General features: G+C 61.6%; 11 protein-coding genes and 1 pseudogene. 8 read left to right on the top strand and 4 right to left on the bottom strand.

Annotation, left to right across the window (positions count from 1 at the left end; all coding sequences use genetic code 11):
• Together gidA and JNL55_RS35705 are read left to right on the top strand one after the other, a co-directional pair.
• Positions 1 to 418 (top strand): annotated as a pseudogene (gene gidA, locus JNL55_RS35710) (tRNA uridine-5-carboxymethylaminomethyl(34) synthesis enzyme MnmG); the annotation flags it as partial.
• Positions 419 to 620: 202 nt separating this feature from the next.
• Positions 621 to 908 carry an NfeD family protein gene (locus JNL55_RS35705; protein ID WP_293866318.1) on the top strand — a complete coding sequence of 96 codons (288 nt, stop codon included), beginning with the start codon at positions 621 to 623 and terminating at the stop codon, positions 906 to 908.
• On the opposite strand, the gene JNL55_RS35700 is transcribed toward JNL55_RS35705, so the two are convergent.
• The 4 genes from JNL55_RS35700 to JNL55_RS35685 all read right to left on the bottom strand — a co-directional run bounded on the left by JNL55_RS35700 (position 905) and on the right by JNL55_RS35685 (position 4,400).
• Complete coding sequence (locus tag JNL55_RS35700) at positions 905 to 2,041, bottom strand: hypothetical protein (RefSeq protein WP_293866315.1); 1,137 nt, start codon at positions 2,039 to 2,041, stop codon at positions 905 to 907. The genes JNL55_RS35705 and JNL55_RS35700 overlap by 4 nt on opposite strands.
• A 29-nt stretch (positions 2,042 to 2,070) precedes the next feature.
• A complete protein-coding gene (locus JNL55_RS35695; protein ID WP_293866312.1) occupies positions 2,071 to 2,805 on the bottom strand; it encodes an SIMPL domain-containing protein in 735 nt (244 codons plus the stop codon).
• 114 nt (positions 2,806 to 2,919) lie between these two features.
• Positions 2,920 to 3,534 (bottom strand): guanylate kinase, encoded by a 615-nt coding sequence (gene gmk, locus JNL55_RS35690; protein ID WP_415923233.1) that lies wholly within the window; start codon positions 3,532 to 3,534, stop codon positions 2,920 to 2,922.
• A gap of 11 nt (positions 3,535 to 3,545) precedes the next feature.
• A complete protein-coding gene (locus JNL55_RS35685; RefSeq protein ID WP_293866306.1) occupies positions 3,546 to 4,400 on the bottom strand; it encodes a YicC/YloC family endoribonuclease in 855 nt (284 codons plus the stop codon).
• 138 nt (positions 4,401 to 4,538) lie between these two features.
• On the opposite strand from JNL55_RS35685, the gene JNL55_RS35680 reads away from it, so the two are divergent.
• The 6 genes from JNL55_RS35680 to JNL55_RS35655 all read left to right on the top strand — a co-directional run bounded on the left by JNL55_RS35680 (position 4,539) and on the right by JNL55_RS35655 (position 10,308).
• Positions 4,539 to 5,282: a PP2C family protein-serine/threonine phosphatase gene (locus JNL55_RS35680; protein WP_293866303.1), complete on the top strand. Its 744-nt coding sequence runs from the start codon at positions 4,539 to 4,541 to the stop codon at positions 5,280 to 5,282.
• A 140-nt stretch (positions 5,283 to 5,422) separates the two neighbouring features.
• Positions 5,423 to 6,148 (top strand): ribonuclease PH, encoded by a 726-nt coding sequence (rph, locus tag JNL55_RS35675; RefSeq protein ID WP_293866300.1) that lies wholly within the window; start codon positions 5,423 to 5,425, stop codon positions 6,146 to 6,148.
• A 1-nt stretch (position 6,149) separates the two neighbouring features.
• A complete protein-coding gene (rdgB, locus tag JNL55_RS35670; protein ID WP_293866297.1) occupies positions 6,150 to 6,752 on the top strand; it encodes an RdgB/HAM1 family non-canonical purine NTP pyrophosphatase in 603 nt (200 codons plus the stop codon).
• A gap of 10 nt (positions 6,753 to 6,762) precedes the next feature.
• The gene (hemW, locus tag JNL55_RS35665) at positions 6,763 to 7,920 is read left to right on the top strand and encodes a radical SAM family heme chaperone HemW (protein WP_293866294.1); all 1,158 of its coding nucleotides are present in this window, start codon (positions 6,763 to 6,765) and stop codon (positions 7,918 to 7,920) included.
• 464 nt (positions 7,921 to 8,384) lie between these two features.
• Positions 8,385 to 8,585, top strand: coding sequence for a 50S ribosomal protein L31 (gene rpmE, locus JNL55_RS35660; RefSeq protein ID WP_293866291.1), 201 nt, complete (start codon positions 8,385 to 8,387; stop codon positions 8,583 to 8,585).
• A gap of 223 nt (positions 8,586 to 8,808) precedes the next feature.
• Entirely contained in the window at positions 8,809 to 10,308 is a 1,500-nt protein-coding gene (locus JNL55_RS35655; RefSeq protein ID WP_293866288.1) for a M48 family metalloprotease, read from the top strand.
• The last annotated feature ends 38 nt before the right edge of the window (positions 10,309 to 10,346 follow it).

Raw genomic sequence — 10,346 nt, 5'->3', positions numbered from 1 at the left:
GGCTCGCGAAGCGCACGGTTTCGATTTGTTGCGTCGGCCGGAAGTGTCGTACGAGGCGCTCGTGTCCATCGAGCAGGTCGGCAAAGCAGAGTGGATGACTGCTGCCGACGTCGATGAACGGCTGGCTGAACAAGTGCAGTTGCAGGTCGAAGTGCAGGCCAAATACACCGGCTACATCGATCGGCAGCAGGATGAAGTCGAACGTCAGCGCCGTCACGAAGACACGCGTTTGCCGGACAATATCGACTACGCGCAGGTGCGTGGCTTGTCGATGGAAGTGCGTCAGCGCTTACAAGAAGCACGGCCGGACACGGTCGGTCGTGCCGCTCGCGTGCCCGGTGTGACGCCGGCCGCGATTTCACTTTTGCTGGTTCATCTTAAGCGTCGTCCGGGTGTTCCCTCACAACGCGCCAGCTGAAGTCCAGTCCGGTCCACGGAACCCGAAGTTGGTTCACAACTTACGGAAACTAGCATGGCAGCAAAGCGACACGTTTCGTAAAGTCGCGGCGGTTCCGGTCGATGCCATTGGATAAGGATCACAGTGCAGCTGTGACTCCATTCGTCGTTTCTCGCAAGGCTTGGCTGCTAAGCTCTCGACACGTTAGTTTTTACTCACTGCCATGATCTGGTTTGCCCTCTTCGCCACCACTGTGTTCGGCTGGTACTTCTGGCGTCAGCACGTCCTGAAACAACGTGAGCTGAACAGCCCGCTCGCCAGCCATCGTTCCGGCCATAGTCATATCGGTCAGGTGGTGGTGTTGGAGCAAGGACTGCAGAACGGATCGGGCAGCATCCGCCTGGGTAATCGCGAATGGTCGATTCGCGGGCCGAATTTGCCGCCGGGTGCGAAGGCGCGCGTTACCGGTGTCGATGGCACCGTGTTGTTGGTCGACCGCGTCGCTGCTTAAGGGCAGCCATTCTCTTTCTTGGCGCGCGCGCCGTTGTCGTTCCACAACGTTTCGGCCTGAGTTTTAGCCGCTTCCAAGACCTGCGGCGGCTGGCCTCTCTCCAGCATTGGAATCGTTTGCGCGAAGCCCAACGACGTAGCGATGTACGCGTCGCCCAGACAACCCGCTTCATTGAGTTGATCGCCGAAGTACTGCCAAGCCAGCATTTGCACTCGTGGCATCTGTCGGCCCCAAGGCATGCGGGCCATCGACAGGAAAGCAGTGGGCTCGCCGTCGCGCGCGGCATCCGTACCAAAGGCTAGAGCCGTGCGCGTATCGGCTGGATGACCGTCGCAGCCCACGGCCATGCAATTTGCCAGATCCAATTTGGCTTTGGGAATGGCGCGGCCAGCGACCTTCAGATACTCGCGAATCTTGCCGACGTTCTCGGTGGTCTCGCCGCGCTGGACGGCAGCTAACAGATTGCTCGCCGCTGCATACATGGCCTGCGGGTAATTCTTACTCATCGCCGACTGCAGTAGCGCTTCACGCTTCGCTGGATCGCGTGCGAATTGTGCTAACTCGGTGGCGCTCGCCGGATCTCCGGAATTAGCGGCAGCTCGCAACCGTGATTCGATACCACCGAAGTCGAAGCGTGCTCGTTGGCAACCTGCTTTGGCTTTGGGACCGAACTCGGCTTCCGCTTTCAGCAAGCCAGCGACGCGAGGTGCGCGGTCGGACGGAAATTGTTTGCCGACTTGAGGCAGCTGCGCTTGCCAATCGGTGGGGCGCGCCGACGTAACGGTATTGCACCAGTGCTGGACGCGCACCAGTGCGATGTCTGCTTGCTTGTTGCCTTGAACCGCGAGTGTGTTCAACGCGGCGACGGCTTGATCGGCTTCGCCGCGCGACAGTTGCTCGATGACTTGATCACTGACGCCCAACCCACGCAGGCTGCGAAACGCACTCACTCGTTGCAGGACCTGTTGGAACTGCGTTTCGTCGGTAGGTGCGATGGTGACCGGCGGCGGCGCGGGCGGCGCTTCCGGCGGTGGCGCCTGTTTCGGCTTCTCGATGGCGTGAGCCGTAACTTGAAGCAGAAGCAGCGCCGCGAGGGCAGCGCTGCGTAGCGTTCCTTGAGAGCCGGTGTTCATGAAAAAGCCGCCTCCCGAGACAGGCGCAGTTACGGGCTATTCGGAATCAAATCGTACTCGACCTGCACCGAGCCAGTGAATCCCATCTGGCCGCTCTGGTACGAGCCCGATGCGTCGGACGCAGCTTCAGCGCGCATGGCCTGCACTTTCATCATCGGCATCGGCGGCGACACATAACCCGAGCTAGCGGCAATCGAACGCGGCGCGCCGATGCGGGCGCCAGCGGCCTTGGCCACGGCTTCGGCATTCAGCTTGGCATCGGCCACGGCCTTGGCCAGTGCTTCACGTTCCAGATCACGACGCTTGCTCGAATCCAGACGCGGATCGCCGACCTGATTCACGCCCAGATCGAACGACTTTTCCAACAACGAGCCGAGCTTGTCCAGATCGCGCAGTTCCACTTCGACCTGACGCGACACGAAGTAGCCGATCAGGTTGCGTTCACGCGCGTTGTTGTCCCAGTTGTATTCAGGCTGAATGTTGATGCGTGTGGTGCGTACGTACTTCGGATCGATCTTCAGATCGCGCGTCAGTTTCAGCACCGCATCGACCGTCTTGGAGACTTCGGCGCGTGCCTCCTCCATCTTCAGCTTGCGGGCTTCGATGCCGAGCGTCACCAGAGCACGGTCCGGCTCAGCCTGAATTTCACCTTGCCCGGAAACGCTGATGGTGCGTGGCCGCTCGGCCTCGGCGCCGACGGCCAACGCGGACACCAACAAAGCGCAAGCGGCGGCGGTGCTGAGCTGCAGGGTTCTGAACTTCATAGTGCCATTTCCTTGATGAGTGCTAGCCGCGCCTTCGCGGCAGGTCAGAAACTTTGGCTATCGCGACCCCGGCAAGTTCAGCGTCCGGGGCTCAAGAAAAAATATATCGGAACGCTAACCCAACAGCCGCGGCAGCAACGTTTGTAGCTCGGATCGGTCGCGCCGAAGCGCCAGGCCGCGGCCGCCGACGATGGTTTGCAGCTCGGCGGTAGCGCGTTCGAAGTCGTCATTAACGACTACATAATCGAATTCGTTCCAATGCGACATGTCGGCGATCGAGTCGCGCAGCCGGCGGGCGATGACTTCGTCGTTGTCCGTTTGACGGCCACGCAGGCGTTGTTCCAGCGCGGCGCGCGAAGGCGGCAGAATGAAAATGGATTCGCACTCGGGCAGCGCGCGACGAATCTGTTGCGCCCCCTGCCAATCGATTTCCAACAGCACATTCTCACCGTCGCGCAGCAGGCCTTCGACTTGCGGTTTGGATGTGCCGTAGTAGTTATCGAACACGCGTGCGTGCTCGAGGAATTCGCCGGCCGCCGCCATGCGTTCGAACTCGGCGTGATCGACAAAGAAATAATCGCGCCCGTGCTGCTCGTTGGGACGCGGCTTGCGGGTCGTATACGAAATGGAAAAACGCAAGGTCGGCACGTGCTTGATCAAAGCACGCACCAGGGTGGTCTTGCCCGCACCGGACGGCGCGGCGATTACATACAACTTGCCTCTGGCCACCGACGCTTCGCTCATTCCACGTTTTGCACTTGTTCGCGCATCTGTTCGATGGCGACTTTCATGTCCACCGCCGCGCGCGTGGTCTCGCTGTCCTGCGACTTGGACGATAGCGTATTGGCTTCGCGATTCAATTCCTGCATCAGGAAGTCGAGCCGGCGGCCGGCCGGTTCGGCCGAGTCCAGCACCGAGGTGACTTCCTCGAGGTGCGCACCGAGCCGGTCCAACTCCTCGTCCACATCCATCTTGTGGGCGAACAACACCAGCTCTTGTTCGAGCCGCTCCGGATCCGGCGCGGTGCCGAGTTGGCCGATGCGCTCGACGATCCGATCCCGCATGCGGCGCGAGACTTCGGGCAGGCGCGCTCGAACCGCCGTCACTTGCGTGCGCATGGTCGAACAACGGGTCAGCAGCAGCTCACGGATCCGTTGCCCCTCGCGCAGCCGAGTGTCGTTCAACTCGTTCAGCGCTTCCTGGACCAGGGCCAAGGCGGCGCTGAGCACCGGCTTGATGTCCACGTCCGCTTCGCGCACCACACCCGGCCAGCGCAACAGATCGAGCGGGCTGACCGGCGCGGGATCCTGCAATCGACCGCGGACTTGATCGACGCGCGCCACCAGCTCGTCCAGCAGCTGCGGATCCAGCTCCAGCGAGCGCTGCGTGCCGGCCGCCGACTTCAAGTACAGATTGGCGTCCACTTTGCCCCGGCGGAGTGCCGCGGCAATGCTCTGGCGCACGTCGTTGTCCAGTACCTTCAACTCATCCGGCAGGCGCAGGGAGGTTTCGAGGTAGCGATGATTGACGGTGCGCAGCTCGCACACCAGCGTACCCCACGGGCCCTGGCGCTCGCGCCGGGCGAAACCTGTCATGCTGCGGATCATTATTTCGGTGCCTAGGAGAGATTAAGGCAAACGCTTCTTACACGGTGCCTGACGCGATGCTATAAAGCGACGCCTTGAAAGGGGCCAAGTGTATCAGCTGAAGAGCCTTCCGGCCGGAGCCCGCGCTTGCGGATCGAGCATGCAGATTTAAGTCTGATCGGTGATCGTGAGGACAACCAGGACCGAGTAACAGTCGCCGCCTCCGAGAAGGCCGCGCTGCTCGTGGTCATCGACGGTATGGGCGGCCACTCCGATGGCAGCCGTGCCGCCGACACAGCGTTGAAAAGCCTGCTCGATTCCTTCCAGCAAACCCCGACACCGATGTTCGATCCCATCGGCTTCCTGCATTTGTCGTTGAGCCGCGCGCATGACGACGTGGCCCGCCTGGGCAACGGTCAGAGCATCGACGCTCGGCCGCGCGCCACCATCGCGGTGTGCCTGATCCAGGACGGTGCGGCCTATTGGGCGCACGTCGGCGACAGCCGCATCTATCACATCCGCCAGGGCAAGATGCTGGTGCGGACGCGCGATCACAGCCACGTCGAGCTGTTGTTGCGCGAGGGCAAGATCACCGAAGAGGAGTTGCCCAATCATCCGATGCGCAACTTCGTCGAATGCTGCCTGGGCGGCGATCCGGCCATCCCGGAAATGACCATCAGCGGCCGGCACGCCTTGCAGGCCGGCGATGTGATCCTGCTGTGTACCGACGGGATCTGGGCCAACTTGCGCGACTCGGACATCGCGGCCTTCTTCCGGGACGACACGCAACAGCTGCGCGCCTGGCTGGAAGCCCTGGGTCGCCGCGCAGTACAGGCGTCGTCGCCTTTCAGCGATAATTCCACCGCCGCGGTCGCGCGCTACTTGGGGTGAGCGCGGATGCCTTTTCGAGGCGACTTGACGTCGCCTCGAACCGCGCGAACGCCGGTACATGGACGTAACGGCTGGCTGACCTTCCAGGGATGGTTGCTTGAGATGACTCGCCATCCATCGAGTCCAATTAGGAATTGCCCATGAAAGCTAGACCTAGCGGCCGCGCTCTCGATGAGCTGCGGCAAATCCGCATTACTCGCCGTTTCACCCGCCACGCCGAAGGCTCGGTCCTGATCGAGTGCGGCGAGACGCGCGTGCTTTGTACCGCGAGCATCGAAGAAAGCATTCCCTCCTTCCTGCGCAACACCGGCAAAGGCTGGGTGACTGCCGAGTACGGCATGCTGCCGCGGGCCACTCACACGCGTAACAAGCGTGAAGCGGCGACGGGCAAGCAAGGCGGACGCACGTTGGAGATTCAGCGTCTGATCGGCCGCGCGCTGCGTGCCGTCATCGATCTCAAAGCGTTGGGCGAGCGTTCCATCACCGTCGATTGCGACGTGTTGCAAGCGGATGGCGGCACGCGCACCGCTTCGATCACCGGCAGCTATGTGGCGCTGGTGGATGCGGTGAATTCGTTGGTCCGCAAAGGCGTGCTGCGCGAGAGCCCGATTCACGGCCAGGTCGCGGCGGTGTCGGTCGGCATCTGGGCCGGTCAGCCGGTGCTGGATCTGGACTACGCCGAAGACTCCGAAGCCGAGACCGACATGAACATCGTGATGAATAACGGCGGTGGCTTCATCGAGGTGCAAGGCACGGCCGAGGGTCACGCCTTCCGCCGCAACGAGCTCGACGAGTTATTGAATCTGGCCGCGAACGGCTGCGGTCAGCTGTTGGCGCGTCAGCTCGAAGCGTTGCAAGCCGACTGACATGCGTCTGGTGATCGCCACCGGCAATGCCGGCAAATTGAAAGAGCTGCGCGAGCTGTTGCCGCCGCCGGCATTCGACGTGTTGCCGCAGTCGCAATTCACTGCGGTGAACGTCGATGAGACCGGTTTGAGCTTCGTCGAGAACGCCATCCTCAAGGCGCGACACGCCGCGCAGGCCTCGGGGTTGCCCGCTATCGCCGACGACTCGGGCTTGGAAGTCGATGCGCTCGATGGCGCACCGGGCATCTATTCGGCGCGCTACGCCGGCGTCGGCGCCAGCGACGAAGACAACTTGCGCAAGCTACTGGTCGCGCTCGAAGGCAAAACGCCCGAGCAACGCACGGCGCGCTATCAGTGCGCGCTGGTGTTCATGCGCTCGGCGGTGGATCCCTCGCCATTGATCTGTCAGGCGAGCTGGGAGGGCCGCATCACGCCGGACCGGCGTGGTACTGGCGGCTTCGGTTACGACCCGATCTTCGAGCTCGTGGAGCGTCCTGTGACCGTTGCCGAGTTGCCGGCCGCGGAGAAGAATCAGCTCAGTCATCGCGGCAAAGCGCTGCGTGGCCTGGTTGCTCAACTGCGTGAGCTGCATCCAATCTCGTAACGAGTCAGTCGTGTCACTTGCTCTGCCACCGCTCTCTTTGTACGTGCACATGCCTTGGTGCGTGCGTAAGTGCCCTTACTGCGATTTCAATTCGCACGCTGCACCGGAGTTGGTGCCGCAGGCTCAGTACGTCGATGCGCTGCTCGAAGATTTGCAGGGCGATGTAGCAGCTGCGCAAGGGCGCGCGATTACCTCGATCTTTTTCGGCGGCGGCACGCCGAGCCTGTTCGGTCCCGAGCAGATCGGCCGACTGTTGGCAGGCGTGCGCCGACAGATTCCGTTCGCTGCGGACGTCGAGATCACGCTCGAAGCCAATCCCGGCACCATCGAGCACGGTCGCTTCGCGGGTTATCGCGAGGCTGGCGTCAATCGCGTGTCGCTCGGAGCGCAGACCTTCAATGAGGAACAGCTGCGCCTGCTCGGTCGCATTCACGGTGCTGACGACATCGGGCGCGCTGTGGATGAGCTGCGGCAGGCCGGCATCGACAACTTCAATCTCGACCTCATGTACGGATTACCGGCGCAGAGCGTCGCTCAGGCATTGCGCGACCTCGAGATCGCGATCGGGTTTCAGCCCGCGCACATCTCGCACTACCAGCTGACCTTGGAGCCCGGCACGGTGTTCTATCACCGGCCGCCGGCCCTGCCCGATCCAGACGATTGCTGGCAGATGCAGATCGAGAGTCAGGAACTGCTTGCGACGCACGGCTACGAGCAATACGAAGTCTCGGCATATGCGCGCGCGGGTCGCAGGAGCCGCCACAACCTCAACTACTGGCAGTTCGGCGACTACATCGGCATTGGTGCCGGCGCGCACGGCAAGCTGACGCGACTCGACGAGAGCGGAGCCATCGTGCGGACGACTCGAGTGAAGCAACCGCGCGAGTACTTGTCCCGCGCCGCAGACCTACGGGTGAGCGAGCGACGCGTGGTGCCGAGCGCGGATTTGCCGTTCGAGTTCATGCTCAACGGTTTGCGCTTGATCGATGGCTTCGATGAGCACGCGTTCGAAACTCGCACCGGCCTGGCGTTCGCTGCGGTCGACTCGAACACCTCTGCAGCTCAACGCAAAGGCTTGCTCGAACACGATGCGCGCGGTCATTGGCGCCCGACCGCGAACGGCCAGCGCTTCCTCAACGATCTCCAGGAACTGTTCCTGCCGGCGTAGTCCGAATCCGACCGAATGGGCACGTGGCGAGACGCCGAAAAGTTCCCTCCGCCAGCCCTGCGCTATGTGAACTCGGCCACAAAATTTTCTTTGAAAACCCATCCCTTAGCGACGTGTGCGCGGGGGTTATGCACACACCGGAGCGAGTGTCGTGTGCGCCCCACGTTGATGACAGTATTACATGCGATATATCAGAAGGCGTTCGTAACTCATTGATAGCGCAGGGTGAAATGCCCTGGTGAAATATTGACCAATTTGACAGCGTCATATTTCTGCAAGGTTCGACGGGGTGGCGACGCTCAGTCATCCACACACTTATCCACAGGTTTTGTGGATAACCGTCGTCAAGTCCCTACGAATCCAATGAGCCCCCCCAGTGCGAAAGTTTTTTTCTTGCGAGGGCTGCCATCCGTCGCTACACTGCGCCCCCTTTTTTCCGCCCGGCTCGACCCCAGATATCCGCCATGAAAGACGGCATCCATCCCGAATACAAAGCGATCAATGTGGTCTGCAGCTGCGGTAACACCTTCGTTACCCGCTCCACCCTGGGTCATGACCTGCAGATCGAAGTCTGCTCCAACTGCCATCCGTTCTATACGGGTAAGCAGAAGGTGCTCGACACCGGCGGTCGCGTCGACAAGTTCCGCAAGAAGTACGCTCGCTAACCAGCGGCGGGCTGGCTGAACGCGGGCGCATTAAGCGCTCATTCAGCAGGCGGGCACTATCACGAGAGGGGCGCTCCGGATCACCGGGGCGCCCCTTTGTCGTTTCCGTTCGAAACGCATTTGTGCGCCGATCGAATCCGGCAGGGCAACTCGCAACGATTTGCATCGACATAGAGCTATGGAGTGCAATGGCTGCCTCGCCGTTGCCGAGTCGGACGCCGCCATGTCACTACACATGTCATTGAAGAAGTCGGTTCGTGCCGCGTTGTTGCTGGCGGCGGTCGCCGGCCAGGTGGTGCTGATCGGCGGTTGTGCTTCCAATCCGGTGACCGGCAGCCCGGACCTGGTATTCCAGAGCGAAGCGGGCGAGATCAAGCGCGCCAAAGAAGTTCACCCGATGATCGTGCAGCAGTTCGGCGGGCCGTACGAAAATCAGCAGCTGCAGGTGTACGTCGATGAGGTCGGCCAGCGCGCCGCCAAGGCCAGCCACCGGCCCGAACTCGAATATCACTTCATGGTTCTGGACAGCGAGGACATCAACGCCTTCACCACCGGCGGCGGCTACGTCTACGTCACTCGCGGCATCATGAATTACCTCAACTCGGAGGCCGAGCTGGCCGCCGTGTTGGGTCACGAGATCGGCCACGTCACCGCGCGGCATCCGACGCGCCAGCAGAGCAAGTCGACGCTCTCCAACATCGGCGCCGCCGCGGTCGGATTGTTTACCGGCAGTGCCGATCTCGCCGGTCTCGCCAATTACGCCGGCGCGGCATTGGTCAGCGGCTACGGTCGCGATCAAGAACTCGAGGCCGATCGCCTGGGCGCCGAGTATCTGACCAAGACCGGCTTCGCACCCGAAAGCATGATCGACGTGGTGCGGCTGTTGAAGAACCAGGAGATGTACGAGATCGCTCGGGCTCGCGAAGAGAAACGCGAGCCGCGCGTGTATCACGGCGTATTCGCGACTCACCCGGACAACGATCAGCGTCTCACCGAAGTGGTGAAAGCGGCCGACAAACTCAAAGGCGGCCCCACCGACAATCTGGATCCGGGCCGTGAAAAGTATTTGAAGGCCATCGAAGGCTTGCCGATGGGCCCGAGCCGCGCGCAAGGCGTGCTCAAGGGCAATCGTTTCTATCACGCCGATCTGGGGCTGACGATGGCGTTCCCGAGTGGCTGGAATGTCGAAAATCAGGCCGACCGCGTGGTCGCAGTGTCGCCGCAGAAAGATAGCGTTCTGCAAATGCAGACCCAGGCGCCGCCGCCCAACACCGGCCCGCGTGAATTTCTTTCACGCTTGCTGGCTCGCGCCAGCGCCGGTCAATCCGAACCCATCGAAATAAATGGATTGCAGGGTTACACCGCAGTGGTGCGTGCCGCGAGCACGCCGTTCGGCATGGGCCCGGCGCGTTATGTGGTGATCTACCATAACAATCTGGCCTACATTTTTGCCGGAGCGAGTAAGGCTTCCAGCGGCACGCCCAAGGCCGATCCATTGTTCATGTCGGCGGTGAAGACCTTCCGCCGTCTGAAGCAAAACGAATTCGCGCTGGCCGAGCCGTACAAGATCAAAACGATCCGCGCGACCGCGACCACACGCATCGCTGACCTGGCAAAAACTTCACCGTTGTCCGAGTACCCCGAACAGCAGCTGCGCTTGCTCAACGATCTGTACCCCAACAAAGAGCCGCAGCCCGGTCAGCTCATCAAAATCGTCGAATAAAAAATAAGCACAACTAATAGACAGCGGCGGACTTGGCA

The sequence above is a fragment of the Steroidobacter sp. genome, assembly GCF_016790065.1.
Classification (GTDB): domain Bacteria; phylum Pseudomonadota; class Gammaproteobacteria; order Steroidobacterales; family Steroidobacteraceae; genus Steroidobacter.
This window is presented reverse-complemented; position numbering and strand designations above follow the sequence as displayed.